General features: G+C 37.8%; 12 protein-coding genes and 1 riboswitch. Of the genes, 1 reads left to right on the top strand and 11 read right to left on the bottom strand.

Annotated features, from left to right (window positions below; translation table 11 throughout):
• Window positions 1-181: 181 nt before the first annotated feature.
• The 10 genes from IGK86_RS05075 to IGK86_RS05030 all read right to left on the bottom strand — a co-directional run bounded on the left by IGK86_RS05075 (window position 182) and on the right by IGK86_RS05030 (window position 13606).
• On the bottom strand, window positions 182-4831 hold the full coding sequence (locus IGK86_RS05075; protein WP_438742115.1) for a WxL domain-containing protein: 4650 nt from the start codon (window positions 4829-4831) through the stop codon (window positions 182-184).
• 33 nt (window positions 4832-4864) lie between these two features.
• Window positions 4865-5926, bottom strand: a complete 1062-nt coding sequence (locus IGK86_RS05070) for a DUF916 and DUF3324 domain-containing protein (protein WP_029742333.1) — start codon at window positions 5924-5926, stop codon at window positions 4865-4867.
• Window positions 5927-6312: 386 nt separating this feature from the next.
• Complete coding sequence (gene purB / locus IGK86_RS05065) at window positions 6313-7608, bottom strand: adenylosuccinate lyase (protein WP_002356808.1); 1296 nt, start codon at window positions 7606-7608, stop codon at window positions 6313-6315.
• 42 nt (window positions 7609-7650) lie between these two features.
• Entirely contained in the window at window positions 7651-8766 is a 1116-nt protein-coding gene (gene purK, locus IGK86_RS05060; RefSeq protein WP_002382795.1) for a 5-(carboxyamino)imidazole ribonucleotide synthase, read from the bottom strand.
• Between the two features lie 327 nt (window positions 8767-9093).
• A complete protein-coding gene (locus tag IGK86_RS05055; RefSeq protein WP_016617545.1) occupies window positions 9094-10413 on the bottom strand; it encodes a nucleobase:cation symporter-2 family protein in 1320 nt (439 codons plus the stop codon).
• 2 nt (window positions 10414-10415) lie between these two features.
• The gene (locus IGK86_RS05050; RefSeq protein ID WP_002356804.1) at window positions 10416-10997 is read right to left on the bottom strand and encodes a xanthine phosphoribosyltransferase; all 582 of its coding nucleotides are present in this window, start codon (window positions 10995-10997) and stop codon (window positions 10416-10418) included.
• 154 nt (window positions 10998-11151) lie between these two features.
• Window positions 11152-11249, bottom strand: a riboswitch (purine riboswitch).
• Between the two features lie 146 nt (window positions 11250-11395).
• Window positions 11396-12082 (bottom strand): hydrolase, encoded by a 687-nt coding sequence (locus IGK86_RS05045; protein WP_002356802.1) that lies wholly within the window; start codon window positions 12080-12082, stop codon window positions 11396-11398.
• Window positions 12083-12101: 19 nt separating this feature from the next.
• Window positions 12102-12743 (bottom strand): glycoside hydrolase family 73 protein, encoded by a 642-nt coding sequence (locus IGK86_RS05040; protein ID WP_002366997.1) that lies wholly within the window; start codon window positions 12741-12743, stop codon window positions 12102-12104.
• 99 nt (window positions 12744-12842) lie between these two features.
• The gene (locus IGK86_RS05035) at window positions 12843-13022 is read right to left on the bottom strand and encodes a hypothetical protein (RefSeq protein WP_002384259.1); all 180 of its coding nucleotides are present in this window, start codon (window positions 13020-13022) and stop codon (window positions 12843-12845) included.
• Between the two features lie 59 nt (window positions 13023-13081).
• Window positions 13082-13606: a hypothetical protein gene (locus tag IGK86_RS05030; protein WP_002382789.1), complete on the bottom strand. Its 525-nt coding sequence runs from the start codon at window positions 13604-13606 to the stop codon at window positions 13082-13084.
• 166 nt (window positions 13607-13772) lie between these two features.
• Here IGK86_RS05030 and IGK86_RS05025 point away from each other — a divergent pair, with 166 nt between their 5' ends.
• The gene (locus tag IGK86_RS05025) at window positions 13773-14732 is read left to right on the top strand and encodes a Gfo/Idh/MocA family protein (RefSeq protein ID WP_010823836.1); all 960 of its coding nucleotides are present in this window, start codon (window positions 13773-13775) and stop codon (window positions 14730-14732) included.
• A gap of 45 nt (window positions 14733-14777) precedes the next feature.
• On the opposite strand, the gene asnS is transcribed toward IGK86_RS05025, so the two are convergent.
• Entirely contained in the window at window positions 14778-16130 is a 1353-nt protein-coding gene (gene asnS, locus IGK86_RS05020) for an asparagine--tRNA ligase (RefSeq protein WP_002376912.1), read from the bottom strand.
• Window positions 16131-16134 lie beyond the last annotated feature (4 nt).

Here is a 16134-nt window from a genome sequence, read left to right as displayed (position 1 = left end):
CTTTGTTTGCATTTAATAGTTAATGTAACTATCGAAGTTACATTATAAAGGATAAATCGAAAAAAGTATAGAAAAAAACAAACGTATTTAACAATACGTTTGTTTTTTAATATTCCTGTAAAACTTAGAAGCGTTTTTTCTTAATACAATTAACTTTCCTTCTAAGTAAATCATACTAAGATTAGACTACATCGTCCAATGACCAAGTTACTGTCGATTGATATACTTTTGATATTTCTCCTACATTTGCAGGCACAGTTAATTTTATCTCTTCAAAAGGAAAATATAGTTGCCAAGTTCCACTTCCTTGTGCTCCAGTTGCTGTGATTATTGATTGGGCTGTTGCACCCGATCGAAAAGCTTGAGAACCTAACATCGGTCCATTGGTAAAACCAGTCGTTACTGATTCCTCGGCTGTATTAGCATATTGAACTTTTTGAAGTTGAGTGTCCGCAAAGTTCAAGGTAATTCCTTCTCCTTGTGGTAAAGATTTACCAGTTTTATCTTTAAATTCAGATAAACTAACGTTTAATTTCCAACCTGTGCTAGTTGGTCGATTATCTTCTAGACGTAACATAAAACCAGCTTGTTGTAATTCGGGACTTCCTACATAGCTTGCTGAATTTAGTCCATAACTTTTTGCCGTTGGCGAAATCGTTTGTTTGCCAAAATCAAACGTACTTGGTGTCCCCATCAATACAGGTCGTTGCCCACTCCATTTCGCATATAAAGTTACAGTCCCATTATTAGTAGCAGTTAATGTCGAAATTATTTGTTTATCCGTATAGACAACTGCACTTGTCCGTGTCCTTGACCAACCAAGGAACGTATTACTCTCTTTCGTAAAGATGTTGGCTGGTAATGGCTTGCCTGTTCCATAAATAAAACTAGCGTTAGGCATAGTACCAGTTCCCCCATTTGCATCAAACTTTACGGTATAAGCGTTCCCCTTCCAAACAGCATAATAGGTCTTAGCTGAGGCATAATTAACGAGAGGGTTTGTTGTAATATCTGGTGTTGTGGCACTGGCTGTTGTAGCCCAACCTTGAAAAATATAGCCTGTTCTTGTTGGCTTCACAACCGTGCTTAAATTAACTACTGTCCCAAAAGTATAGGCTTTAGCAGCCGTACCACCCGAGCCCCCATTGGCACTAAAAGTCACATTCACTGAGATTGGTTTCCAAATAGCTTGCAGAGTTATTTTTGTGGTAGTTGACGTAGACGTAAAGCTAATCGTTGCACCCGGTTGATATTTTTGGGTTGGTGTTGCAACATCTTGCCATTCCACAAAAGTATAACCACTAAGCGTTGGTTTGGCTGTTGGAATGACAATTTTGCCGGCATCATTCACATCTAACTGGATCGTTTGCGGAGAAGGTAAATCTTTCACTCCACTTCCAGGAACTGTAATACTCGGTAAATTTTGTTCATAGGCTACTTGAGCAAACTCTGTGCTAAAGGTAATTTCATCACTAACTGCTGTTAAAGTGGCTCCTGCTTTAGCTTCTTTAGCAGAATATTGAAATTGGTTAATTGCTTTTTGATTCTCTGCATCTGGCACTAAAAAACTCATAATCGCATCTAATGTCTCACTTGGTTTGATTGTCGTTGCGCCAAAATCGACATAGATTGCTGTGATTAAAGCTGAATTAGCGGGTTTAGTTGTAGTGAACCCTAAACTGGTTAGTTTAGTGGCATTCCACGCTTGCAAATCATTGTTAGCATAACTAGGCAATTGTGAGACAGGCTTAGTTGTATAGTAAGTTTTGGCTGTCCCATTATTACTGGTCAAGTTTGTAAACCCGATGCTGCCTGTTGAACCACGACCATCACTAGAAGAAGGTAAAATATTATACAAGCGAACGTTATTGAAGTTTGTATTTCCAGAATTTTTAATGACCGTTTGCATTTGCGGGGTGCCTTTGCGATCTACCGCAAAGATATTCGTATTTGACCAAGCTTGCGTCGCGGAGCCACGAGCATTAGTAGCGCTGTCTAACTTAGAAGAATCCACAACAGAAAAGCCAATATTAGAAGTAGATGAGTTAATCACGTAGCTATTTTCGTTCGTGTTGTCTAAGCCAATTTTTTTTGCTTCTGCAGCAGATAATTGAGTAAGTACACCATGAAAGAAATCAGTTGCCTTAGGGCTACTATAGGCGATATAAGGAATTTGATAGCTTCCAGAAGCCGCTGAACTATCCACTACAAATTCTAAAGGAATCCGAAAAATACTAGCCGCTCCCGTTACTTTAGATTTATAAGCCGTGCTGGACGTCTTAAAACGATAATAATTATAAGTTGTGTCATTTATAGCTAAGGTTTCAGCGGTCACCGAAGCTGGATAGGTCACTTGATTACTCTCATCAATAAAATCTTTTTTCGTAGTCGCTTTTAAACGTAACTGTTTGGGAACTTTAATTGTAATAATGGGATTCTCCCAATCCCCAAAAGAAGTATCTGTATAGTAGCCATGATTTCTCCCGACTATTTCATAGTTAATCGTGTCCCCAGGCAGTTTATTTTCACTATTAACACTGGTAAAGCTAGCACCACCACGTAAAGCTACGCCTTTATTATAATATACTACATTATTGTTTAATTTAAGCTCTGTAGGAGTCCCCGTTGCATCTTGGTACTGCATTGTGGCTCCAAAGGTGATTGGATTAGTCTTGCTAGAAAGCCCTGTGCCGTCTGGCCACTTTCCACTAGGCCAACTTTTGACCTGATATCGAAAGACCATCCCATTCCCAGGAGGTAACGAATTGGCAGTTGTGCCATCGGTTCCCATAGGAATAATATCAATGGTTGAAATATACTCATTGATTGCTAAAGTCGGTAAAGCTGGACTAAAGCTACCAGTCTTAGCCGGTGTACTACTCCAAACAGAACGACTCGTTCCAGTTACAGCATTTTTAATATGATACAAAGGGCGATAATAGGCGGGGGCACTCACTCCATCATTCAAACCTAAAATATATAAATTAGTAAAGTTTCCCTTTGCTGATCCTGCAGTTAATTCTTGTAATTTATATGTCACTCCTTGAATTGGTTTGGCGCCAGTATTCTTAATAGTAATTATGCGGTTAAATGAACCATAGCCAAAAGTGTAAAAAGTTCCAGCTGTTGCTATACTGTCTAAGTTATTAACTGTGTTGGTAGAACCTGTGACAGTCGAATGATAGCCTGTTCCTGACAATTGAAAATCTGGCCGAGAACGTTTTATATAACGTTTCGTAGTGGTGAGCGTATTTATTTTCCCATTCAGGTATTTTACCTTCATTCCAAAATTAACGGAAAAAGAACTCCCTTCTGCATACGTTTTATTCAAAGTAACCTTTGTGTCGAGATAGGTTAAATCAATTCGAGTTGCTGGGTTGTCTAAAATATTTGGTGAGAGAGTTACTAACTTCTGATAGTACCGAGTAAAACCCACTGGCACACTAGGATCTTGTGCATTTGTGACCCCGGTTTTTAATAATTTATTGGCTAAATTTCCCGTTAGTGTAGCTCCCGTGGGAATTTCAACATACACTTGATGCTCATAACTAGGGTCTAAATTCGCTCTAGCTAAATAATTAAACCAATAACTATGTCCTATAACAATATCACCGTCAAAATAATTGTCATCACTAGGAACTGCGTAACTAGAACTTACATTTGAAGCACTAGAACCAGCCACATTAGTTTTTAAGACTTTATTTGCCGCTGAACTTGCTATTTGTGTCCCCGTATTATCAAACACCTTCGCTTGGAGATTATTCCACACAATTTGTTCAGGTGGGATTTTGGCATCATAGACATTATTAAATTTAAAACGTAAATTAATCGTCTCTAAAGTTGTCTTGGTTTCTTTCAAGCGAATAATTAATTTTTTATTGGCCGTATCGTTTACATACGAAGCCACAATGGAGTTAGCACTAGGTGTACTAGGTGTCACCAACGAAAATATCGGTGCTGTACTATCAAAGTCTTTAAAAATCGGGTCACTTTTACTTGGATAAAAGCCATAAGGAAGCTCAATCGAAGTACCAGTGAGGCCCGCTTGGCTGATGGAAACTGGTAAAGAAACAGTTAAGTAATCTGGTGCTGTTCCTGTCGCAGGGTCAGTATATGTACGATAAGTGGCTGGTGCAGTCAAACCGACCATAATCCCATTCGCTTTAGCGGCAATGTTTTTAGACTTAACGACGGGGTTGCTTTTTTCATTTTCCTTTGTTTGCTTCTGCTCACTACTCTTCTGGGTCTCTTGTGGCACTACTACTTGCTCTTTCACAATCGTCACGTCTAAATTATTAGCCAACGTTTCTTGGTTTTTATCTTTGACTGACAAGGTAAAGGTTCCTGCTTTTGTTGTCGTTAACAGCAAGTAACTCTCCCCCAACTGGGCTAAGTCTCTTAAAACCAAGCTATGTTGTTCTTGATTATAAGAACTATGCTCCTGCAATTGTTGGTTCTTTTGGGGATTATATTGAATTTCCTGAGGCAATTGGATTTCCGCCCAAGTTACATTACTAGTTATTTTTAGATAAAAATCCGCTCCGGCAGTTACTTGACGTTCTGATTCTTGTTGTGACCAAGTAAAGGAAACAGTTTCTACTTCTTTCGTTGCTTCAGTTGCTTGAGTTTTTTCAATTGAAGAATCGGTTGTTTCAGTTGTTTCTATCGTTTGCTTGGACGGTTCTGATAGCTTAGGTAATGAATCTTCAATAATTTGTTGCATTTCACTCGTTACTGTTGTTGACTCAGTCCCCTCAGCTAAGCCATTAATTGGTAAAATCATCGTGCCTAATAATATGACACAGATTAGATTAGTCATTTTCTTGTTCATAACCAACACCTGCTTTTCCTTTTTATTTCTTTACTATTTAGTTCTACTCTTTTTAAGGTAAAAATAAATGCTAACTACAACGAGGACCATTGCACTACTCCCCACTAACAAAAACGGTTGCCTTTTTGCTGAAGGTGTATTCGTCGACCATTGTTTTATTTGCGTTTGTGTAATTGTAAAATCTTTTCGCCACTGCCATTCGCGATTACCAGCGCTTACTTGGCTGTGAACAGTATAAGTTCCCGCTGGCAGGACAACGTCATTCAATGGCAGATCCATAGCTAATAGCGAATTAGGTGCCACTGTCACATCTGCTTGTACTTTTTTTAGTAACTCTTTTGTCTGACCTTTTTTGGTTAACCAATTGGTAATTGTTGCTTCTTTCATAACTTTTGGTTGCCGATTTTGGTATGTTACTTGAACCACAGGTTGGCCAGCACTGATCGTTGTACCAACTTTTTTTAGTTGCAATTCTGCTCCTTCATCAAATGGTTGTTTATCTTCTGTCAACATGACGGAAATAGTATACGCATAGGTTGATGTAAACTGATTACTTGTTAATGATTCATCCTCTAATTGTTTAATAAACCGTAATGCGCCTAATTTAACTCCAGAAAATGGCTCTTTGGGTATTTTGATTTCATAATTCACTATTTTTTCTTCAAAGTTTTTTACAGTGACCGTAGCTTCCTTATTTTGCAAATGAACAATTTGTGTGATGGAATTTGTCAAACTAGAATCTAGTTTGGGGCTCGTCTGCGTATAGTCAATCTGTCCTTCCGTTCCGTTCACTGCATCATGAATACTTAAAGCGACAGTTACGGGCTCTTTTTGCAAACTTCTGATTTTCACTTGAATAATCTGCTGACTACTTGGCTGAACGCCTAAATAAAAATAAGTTTGGTTCTTATCTAGCTGATTATCTGGTATCACACTTTCAACTGTGAAACCCGCCAGTGGCTGTGGCTCTGGTTGTTGGGATAAAGCAACTTCGAAGCGTAAAAAGATTAGATAACAGCTAACTATAAAACAGAGATAACCGAATATTTTTATTCCATTCCCCGTCGTTTTATTTGGGACTTGTGACAATTTCATTACAATCAACTTTCCCTCCATTCTTTTAATAATTATCGTTAATAGACTCATTATAGCTAAAGATACACAAAAAAAAATTTTGAATTTTTAAACCCATAATTAAAAAATGATATATGCTTATCCTATAAGGGTTTGATAGCGCTTTACACCTATGAAAACACCTAAATTCCATCTTTTTTTGAAAATATCTCCTTTATAATCTAAAGAAAAACCAAACAAATAGCGAGAAAACGTCAAAAGGTAAATAAATGAATTATACCTTTTGACGTTTGCTCGCTAAAAATTAATACTTTTTCTTCTCATTTCTACTAAATAACTTTTCAACTTTTTTTCTGAAAACAAAAAAAGCGCTCAGGAAGAAACTGTTTTTTCCTGAACGCTCTTTTTTATCCTAAACCAACACGTTCAAAAATCGTGTCAACATTTTTTAAATGATAATGATAATCAAAGGCATCATCTAGCTCTTCTTTTGATAAGACAGAAGTAATTTTTTCATCCGCATCTAGCAACGGACGGAACGCCGTTTGATGATCCCATGCGTAAGCTGTTTTTGGTTGGACCAGATCATACGCTTCTTCACGTGTCATGCCATGGTCAATCAATTTTAACAAGACACGTTGGCTATAAATTAGTCCATAGGTCGCATCCATGTTACGCTTCATATTTTCTGGGAAGACCGTTAAGTTTTTGACAATATTACCAAAACGATTCAACATGTAATTTAGTAAAATCGTCGTATCGGGAATAATAATCCGTTCAGCAGACGAGTGAGAAATATCTCGTTCATGCCATAAACTCACATTTTCAAAGGCAGTAATGACATGACCACGAATCACACGTGCCAAACCAGTCATATTTTCAGAACCAATTGGATTCCGTTTATGCGGCATTGCCGAAGATCCTTTTTGTCCTTTTGCAAAAAATTCTTCTACTTCACGCGTTTCTGATTTTTGTAGACCACGAATTTCTGTTGCAAATTTTTCAATACTTGTCGCAATTAATGCCATGGCAGAAACATATTCTGCATGTAAATCACGTGGTAAAACTTGTGTCGAAATCTCTTGAGCACGGATCCCCAAATGTTCGCAAACATATTCTTCAACAAATGGTGAAATATTGGCAAAGGTACCTACGGCTCCACTGATTTTACCTGCTTCGACACCTTTGGCTGCATGTTCAAAACGTTCAATATTGCGTTTCATTTCAGAATACCACAACGCTAATTTCAAACCAAATGTAGTCGGTTCTGCATGAACACCATGCGTTCTTCCCATCATGACCGTATGTTTATACTCTTTGGCTTTGGCTCCGACAATCTCCGTAAATGTTTGTAAATCTTTCCGTAAAATATCATTCGCCTGTTTCAATAGATAACCATAGGCAGTATCCACAACATCTGTGCTGGTTAACCCATAGTGCACCCATTTTCGCTCTTCACCAAGCGTTTCTGAAACGGCACGGGTAAAAGCGACAACATCATGACGTGTTTCTGCTTCAATTTCTAAAATACGTGCAACATCAAATGATGCATTTTCTCGGATTTTTTGTACATCTTCTTTAGGAATTTCGCCAAGTTCTGCCCAAGCTTCATCCGCCAAAATTTCAACTTCTAGCCATGCCTTGTAGCGGTTCTCATCTGTCCAAATTGCGCCCATTTCGGGTCTTGTATAACGATCAATCATTGTGCCTTATCCCCTCTTTACTCCTCAATTTTTGAAAAATAATTACGACCAAATCTTTGTTTCTTTAATTTCTTCCAGTGTTTCATCGATTTCTTTGGTTAATATAGTAATATGCCCCATCGCTCGTTGCGCTTTTGCTTCACTATGGCCATAATAGTGGAAATGCCAATCTGGATGTTCATTAATAATGTCCATCGTTTCATAGGCTTCATTCCCAAGCACATTGACCGTAACCGCTTCTGACAACAGTTGAATCGTTGGCATTGGCCAATTACATAAACCACGAATATGCGTATCATATTGGCTAAAAGAACAAGCATCTATTGAAAAATTCCCAGCATCTTCTGGACGAGGTAAAATTTTATTTACATAAATCCCGCCTGTTTCTGTATAAAACATTTCAATTGAAAGGGTGCCGACTAAACCAACTGCTTTAGCAATCACCTTAGCAATTCGTTGCAACTCGCCACTGACTTCGTCATCAATTCTGGCTGGCGCAATCGTTTCATGTAGCTTACGCTCTTTTTTAATTGTTTCCACAACTGGAAATGTCGCAAATTCGCCACGACCATTACCAGAAATCAGAACAGATAATTCTTTTTCGTAAGGAATCCAAGCTTCCAAGACACAGGTTCCTTCTCTCAGAAGATTCATGGATGGCGCTAAGTCTGAAGTACTATGTAGTACATAACGACCTTCCCCTCGCGTATTCTTCAAGATACACGGATAACCAATGCCATCAATTGCTTCTTGAATATCAGTCGGACTAACAATCGTTGCATAAGGTGCAATCACAATATTATTATCTTCCAAGAAACTTTTTTCCATTAAGCGATCTTGCGTAATCGCTAAAATGTCTGTTCCTTGTGGTATATTCGCTAAATGTTGAATCGCTGTTAACGCATCAACATCTGCATGTTCAAATTCATACGTAATCACTTGGGCACGTTTTGCCAATTTCTCTAACGCTTCAGGATCATTATATGCTCCTAATAATTGCCAATCGGCAACTTGTGCAGCAGGACAATCAATTTGTGGATCTAGCACACCCACTCGAAACCCCATTTCTCTTGCACTAAGGGCCATCATTTTTGCTAAATGTCCGCCACCAATGATACCAATCACTTGACCAGGTAATAGTGGTTTATCCAAGTTCATCACAACTTTCCATCACAGTTTTATCCTTAAAATCCTTCTGCGGTTTCTCGTCGCAGTCTAGCCTTTAAGAGTGCTCTTTTTACATGATACAAGGAAAAAGGCTCAACTTCAAGTGCCAGCAGTGTTTCCCTTAGGTTTTCTCATCAGAATTTATTAACATACTTTAGGATAAAACAGCGGTAACTTACTACTCGTCTCTTTGTAACCAAGCTTTTTTCTCTTATTCTCTTCAGATTAATGAAAACATTAAATTTTTCTAAACGATGATGAGGTCAAAAAAGTATGAAAGAAAAGCCACCTGACCTTATCTATCATACTTTTTTGAAACTATTCGTTACTTTCTGAGGTTTCTTTTAAACCATTGAATAAAAGATTTAAAATAATCGCGGTAATGCTACTCATGACAATTCCATTACCAGTAAACATGCTAACAGTTTCTGGTATTTTATTAAAGAGCGTCGGCATAATATTAAAGCCTAAACCAAAGCCAATCGAGATGGCAATAATTAATAAATTTTTGTCATTTGAGTAGTCAACTTTTGACAACATGCGCATTCCTTGGACAGCCACCATTCCAAACATAACCAGCATTCCGCCACCTAAAACCGGCTCTGGGATAATTTGAGCCATCGCACCAATTTTTGGTAATAAGCCTAAAATAATTAAGAAAAAAGCAGAAAAATAAATTGGTCGACGTGTTTTGATCCCAGATAATTGAACTAACCCGACATTTTGAGAGAAACCTGTATAAGGAAACGTATTAAAAATCCCCCCTAAAATGACGGCTAAACCTTCTGCATGATACCCACGACGTAAATCATCTTCGCCAATTTTCTTCCCTGTAATGTCTCCTAAGGCAAAATAAACACCTGTTGATTCAACCATACTAACAATTGAAATAATAATCATCAACACAATAGAAGAAAGATCAAACGTTGGTTTGCCAAAATAAAAGGGCTGTGGAAAATGAAACCACGTAGCTTGACTAACAGGAGATAAATCCACTAATCCCAGAAACGCAGCTAAAATTGTGCCACCGACTAGGCCGATTAACACGGCAATTGACTTGATAAAGCCACGTCCCCAAACTTGCACAACAATGATTAAGGCAATTGTTACAAATGCGAGTAGCAAGTTTTTAGGATCACCAAAACTTTTGTCCGTTGCTAAGCCGCCACCCATTTTTTCAACAGCAACAGGAATTAAGGTCAAACCAATAACTGTAATGACTGTGCCGGTGACTAAAGGCGGAAATAGACGTTTAATTTTTGAGAAAAATCCTGCAATAAGAACGACAAAAATGCCCGAAGCAATAATTGAACCGTAAATTGCACCAACCCCTTTGTTCGTACCAATCATGATTAAAGGCGCAACTGCTTGAATGGCACAACCTAAAACGACTGGTAAGCCAATCCCAAAAAACTTATTCACCGTTAATTGTAAAAGTGTCGCAACGCCGCACATAAAAATATCGATTGAAATCAAATACGTCATTTGTTGCGAATCAAAATTCAAGCCGGTTCCGATTAATAAAGGTACCGCAACTGCTCCAGCATACATCGCTAATAAATGTTGCAATCCTAAAACGGCGGCTTTCCCATTTGGTGTTTCCGTCTGTTGTGGTGTATTCAATTGTTTTGTTTCCAAGATTATGCATCCTCCTCTAAAAACGTCACCGTTCCTTCACTTAATGAAGCGATACGTGCTAAAGAGACTACATTTAAGCCCATGTCTTCTAATAACTGACGACCATCTTGGAATGATTTTTCAATTACGATACCAATTCCTTCAACCTTTGCACCAGCCTGTTGGCATAATTCTACCAATCCTTTAGCAGCTTGTCCGTTAGCTAAAAAGTCATCAATAATCAACACTTTATCAGCATCAGATAAAAATTTTCTTGAAATGGAAATTTGACTTGTCACTTGTTTTGTAAATGAATAAACTGAAGCCGTTAAGAGCTCTTCATCCATGGTTAAACTTTTTGCCTTACGAGCGAAGATCATTGGCACACCTAATTTTTGCGCTGCGTATAAGGCAGGAGCGATTCCTGATGCTTCAATTGTAATTACTTTGGTAATGCCTGCTTCTGCGAAAACCTCAGCAAAACGATTACCCATAGCCTCCATCAATTCTGGATCCACTTGGTGCGTAATAAAACTATCTACTTTTAAAACACCTTCACCTAATACACGGCCATCATTTTTAATACGTTCGACTAATTCCTTCACAATATGAACTCCTTTACTTATTTTTCGATAGATGCTTTGTTCTCATCCTGAGGAAAGGACGGTTCGTTAAAAACGAACGAAATAAAACAAAGTGCTATTTATATTCGTGTTCTAACAAAAGAAAAAAGCCCATTTTGCCAAAGCAAAAAAGGGCTATCCGCTCTTCTTCACTTATAGACCAGCATTTACGGTGCTGGGTAGAGACGGTCAACCGTATTTTGACCTTATACAAGCTTCTATGTTTCTCTAGGATAGTACAAAAATCTCTAACTTTCAATGGTTTAACAACTTTTTTTCATTAGAATTTTCAAATAATTGGTTCATTCTTCCATTGTTCCGTAAAAGCGAACATTAAATAGCCAAAAACGCTTTGGCAGGATAGACTGCCAAAGCGTTTTTTATTCTTCATCGGTTGCTTTTTCTTGTTCACGATATTTTTTCATTTTTTTGCTGAATAATTCACCGTTACTAGGGGGCGTATATGTAATAGCATTCGCTCCGGCGATAATGGTTTCATGAATACTCGATTCAGTTGGTCCTCCTGTTGCAATAATCGGTAATTCTGGATACTTGCCACGGAAATAGCGTACGGTGGCTGCAGTGTCTTTTCCTGCACTGATATTAATCATATCCACGCCAGCCGCAAGTTTTTCATCAATTGGCGTATGAATAGAAGTTACTGTGCTGATAATAGGAATATCGATTGCTTCATCCACCATTTTAATTGTTTCAATTGGTGTAGGACCATTCAAAACGACACCCATTGAGCCTTGTGCTTCTGCAAATAAACTCATATAAGCAGAACGCATGCCTTGCGTTAAACCGCCGCCGACTCCTGAAAAGACAGGAATATCCGCTGCTTCAATAATGCCTTTTGTAATCGCTGGATGCGGTGTAAAAGGATATACAGCAATCACTGCCTGTGCATCCGTATTGCGGATAATCGCAATATCTGTCGTAAAAATAATTGATTTTATTTTACGGCCAAAAATTTTAATGCCACTGGCTTGCCGAATAATCTCTGGCATTTTTACAATATCTTGTTTCAGCGGCGTCATAATTTCTGGAATCCACTTTTCGCTCATTGTCATCGTTCCTCCATGCTTAACGGTCGTATTTATTTAAATTGTATTCTTCAATTACATGAATGATCTTATCAGCGTATGTAGGATCCGTTGCGTATCCAGCATCTTGAAGCGCTTGTGCGGCCTCTTTATAATTTTTGGCTAACAAGACTTTTTCATATAAATTTGGATCCCAATCGACCCCATCAACAAATAACTTGGTATGATCTCGCATGGATTCTTCCCAATTGTCATAAACTCGAAAATCACCCTGAATCGTAATCCAGACCTCATTGACATACTCTTTTGTTTCTAAATTGACTTTTGGTTGATTGCCATATGCTTTAATCCCAAAAAGATTGTTATATTTCGATGCTAATTGACTTTGTCCAAAATTTGATTCTAAAACTGCTTGCCCCATAATAATACTTGGTAACACCCCGTAAGATTCTTGTAATTCACGTGCATACGGTGTGATTTCAGCAACAAATTCTTCTTTTGAGATGTTTTCATTTTGGCGATTGACTGACTCGCTTTGTCCCTTATCTGAATCAGAAAGGACAGATAACGAAAAGACAAAGGCCAAACCGACGACAACTACGCCTAAGAATAACTTTGGCAAATTCAGCTGCTTTTTTCTTTTTTTCTGATAGTTGCTCACTTCATTAATTCCCCACTTCATCTTTTATTTTCCGATAAAATGTTTCACTATCTTTCACTTTCGTGATTGATTTCATTTGTTACTATAACCGAATAATTGTATCATTTTCACAGAAAATTATCAACTTTCATCACTGCTTACGCTCGTGATTTCAGTACTTGATTCAGTGGTAGCAGTTGAAGAAACTGTACTACTTTCAGAAATTTTAGTGGACGATTTCACTGTTGTTTCAGTTGATGTGTGAACAGATTCTTCAACTGGCTTTTTGCCAAAAAAGACAAAAATTACCGCACCAAACATAATAATCACAGATAAAATCCCAGCAATTGTGTATTTCAAAAGACCATCCTTCCTATTCGTTATTCACCTACGTAAGTATCCATCAGATTTTCATTGACCCAATCTAATAATTCAACTTTTGAACCTTCCAATTGTCGTTGAATCGTAGCTGGTAACCGGAATGTAATAATATCATCAAAACCCCATTCACCATAGGCCAGCGTCACTTTCAAATCGATATAACCAGCAGCAATTTCTTGTTCCTGTTTATTGTTAGGAATCAATTCTACAACGCCCAAATCAGATTGTAACCATTTTTTGGCAATTGTTGTTTTTAACCGTTTATATTCCGAAACAGCTAGGTTACGTTTTTCCGGAAATAAGATGGTTTGGCGGAGTATTTTTTGAGTCAGCATCCACTCATAATCCGTAAACAAATTCTTAATTTTTTGCATGACTTCATTGTCCAAACCAAATTGGCCTTCTTTCCAAGCTTGCCAATCGGCTGCTTGAATTTGATAAGCGGAGTAAAAATTTTCTTCTGTTTGGTACTGTTCAATAATTGCGTCAACAATAATATCTACATAAACTTGATGCATAATCATTCGCCTCCATTTTCTATTTTACTGAAATTCTCTAAAAAAAGCATCTTTTTATCTCTGGATTTTATCATATTTACAAAATTGTCCTTGTTTTCTAATTTCTCTTGTTTACAGTATAATAAATAATGAAGAAGATTTGAAGAAATTGCATAGATTAGGAGGACTTCTTTTGACAAAAAAATTATATCAATGGGGCATCGTAGGATTAGGTGGAATTGCCCACGAATTTGCTTCAACGTTTAAACAAGAAACTAGCCAACTTGCAGCTGTTGCTTCACGGACATTGGCTAAAGCAGAACAATTTGCCGCTGATTATTCAATCCCTAAAGCCTATGGTTCTTATGAAGAATTGCTAGCAGATGAAACAATCGATGTTGTCTATATAGCAGTGCCAAATAAACAACATGCTGAACACATTTTAAAAGCGCTCCAGGCCGGAAAACATGTGTTGTGTGAAAAAGCTATTACGATGAACGCGGCAGAATTAAAACAAGCCTTGGCAGTTGCAGAAAAAAATGACCTTATTTTAGCAGAAGCCATGACTATTTTTAACATGCCACTATACGACGAATTACGTCGCTTGATGGATGCTGGCAAATTTGGTCAGTTAAAAATGATTCAAGCACCATTTGGAAGTTACAAAGAACCCGATCCTAAAAATCGCTTTTTTAATCCTGACTTAGCAGGCGGCGCATTGTTAGATATTGGTACTTATGCGGTTTCGTTTGCTCGTTGGTTTCTCAGCTCACAGCCAGACGTTTTAGCTTCTAGCATGGTTCCCTTCTCTACTGGTGTTGATGAACAATCGGTGACATTGCTTCGGAATAAAGAAAATGAGTTGGCGACTATTTCATTAACATTCCAAGCAAAAATGCCAAAGCAAGGAATTGTTGCTTTTGAAGATGCCTATATTACCATTACAGATTATCCACGTGCAGATGAAGCAATCGTTCACTACAATGACGGTACGGTTGAGACCATCGTTTCTGGGTACTCAGCTGAAGCCATGAATTATGAAATCTACAATATGGTTGAAGCAATCAAAGGTACTCAACCCAACCGCTCCTTATTTTTCACGACAGAAGTCATTGATATTTTGGACCAGATGCAAAAATTATGGCAGAATTAAAAAAAGAACTTCGGCTTTTGCTGAAGTTCTTTTTTTTATTGTTCTCTATGGATAAATACGGTTTAACATACGTGGGAACGGAATCGCTTCACGAATGTGTTCATTACCAGTAATGAACGTAACAGCACGTTCTAAACCTAATCCGAAGCCAGAATGTGGTACAGAACCGTATTTACGTAAATCTAAATACCAGCTGTATTCTTCTTCAGATAAGCCAAACTCAGCTACTTTTTCTTTCAAATAATCATAATCAGTTGCACGCTCGGAACCACCGATAATTTCACCATAACCTTCTGGTGCAATTAAATCGGCACAAATTACAACATCTTCACGTGTTGGATGTGGTTTCATATAGAAGGCTTTAATTGCTTTTGGATAATTTAAAATGAATGTTGGAACGCCATAGTAATTTGAAATAAAGGTTTCATGTGGGCTACCAAAGTCTTCGCCCCATTCAATGTGATCATAATCATTGTTTGCTTCTTCTTTTTGTAATAACTCAATCGCATCATCGTAAGTAATACGTTTGAATGGTTCCGAAACATATTTTTCCAGTAACGCTGTATCACGTTCTAAAACATCCAATGGATATTGTTGATTTTTCAATACCGATTTAATTAAATGTTTTACGTAGGCTTCTTGAATATCTAGTGATTCTTCATGAGTTGTGTATGCCATTTCTGGTTCAATCATCCAGAATTCCGTTAAGTGACGACGAGTTTTGGATTTTTCCGCACGGAAGGTTGGTCCAAAAGTAAAGACTTTTCCAAATGCCATCGCACCAGCTTCTGCATATAATTGACCTGTTTGTGATAAGAATGCTGGTTGTCCGAAGTAATCTGTTTCAAATAATTCTGTTGTGCCTTCTGGTGCTGAGCCTGTTAAAATTGGGCTATCAATTTTAATGAATCCTTGTTCGTTAAAGAACTCGTAAGTAGCACGAATAATTTCGTTACGAACTAACATGATTGCATGTTGTTTGCTTGAACGTAACCATAAATGACGATGATCCATTAAGAAATCTGTGCCGTGTTCTTTCGGCGTAATTGGGTAATCTTCTGAAGCGCCAACGACTTCTAAATCAGTGATATCCATTTCATAGCCGAACTTAGAACGACTATCTTCTTTAATAACACCAGTAACCATGACTGCTGTTTCTTGTGATAAATGTTTAATTTCTTGGAATTTTTCTGTACCAGCTTCTTCACCAAAGGCTTCAATGAAGTTTGGTTTGAACACGACACCTTGGAAAAAGGCTGTCCCGTCACGTAATTGTAAAAAGGCAATTTTTCCGCTTGAGCGTTTGTTAGCAATCCAAGCGCCAATTTTTACTGTTTCTCCAACATGTTTGTTTGAATCAATAATTTGAATTTGTTCCACGTTTGTCTCTCCGTTCATTTCT

This window comes from Enterococcus sp. DIV1206 (genome assembly GCF_051712485.1).
Lineage (GTDB): Bacteria > Bacillota > Bacilli > Lactobacillales > Enterococcaceae > Enterococcus > Enterococcus faecalis.
The sequence above is the reverse complement of the archived record's forward strand: the minus strand, read 5'-3'. Positions and strand labels throughout refer to the sequence as shown.

What these genes read in the sequence shown, in the direction of transcription:
- IGK86_RS05075 (WP_438742115.1), bottom strand. Translation starts at nt 4,831, where the DNA reads ATGAACAAGAAAATGACTAATCTAATCTGTGTCATATTATTAGGCACG.
- IGK86_RS05070 (WP_029742333.1), bottom strand. Translation starts at nt 5,926, where the DNA reads ATGAAATTGTCACAAGTCCCAAATAAAACGACGGGGAATGGAATAAAA.
- purB (WP_002356808.1), bottom strand. Translation starts at nt 7,608, where the DNA reads ATGATTGATCGTTATACAAGACCCGAAATGGGCGCAATTTGGACAGAT.
- purK (WP_002382795.1), bottom strand. Translation starts at nt 8,766, where the DNA reads ATGAACTTGGATAAACCACTATTACCTGGTCAAGTGATTGGTATCATT.
- IGK86_RS05045 (WP_002356802.1), bottom strand. Translation starts at nt 12,082, where the DNA reads ATGAGCGAAAAGTGGATTCCAGAAATTATGACGCCGCTGAAACAAGAT.
- IGK86_RS05040 (WP_002366997.1), bottom strand. Translation starts at nt 12,743, where the DNA reads ATGAAGTGGGGAATTAATGAAGTGAGCAACTATCAGAAAAAAAGAAAA.
- IGK86_RS05035 (WP_002384259.1), bottom strand. Translation starts at nt 13,022, where the DNA reads ATGTTTGGTGCGGTAATTTTTGTCTTTTTTGGCAAAAAGCCAGTTGAA.
- IGK86_RS05030 (WP_002382789.1), bottom strand. Translation starts at nt 13,606, where the DNA reads ATGATTATGCATCAAGTTTATGTAGATATTATTGTTGACGCAATTATT.
- asnS (WP_002376912.1), bottom strand. Translation starts at nt 16,130, where the DNA reads ATGAACGGAGAGACAAACGTGGAACAAATTCAAATTATTGATTCAAAC.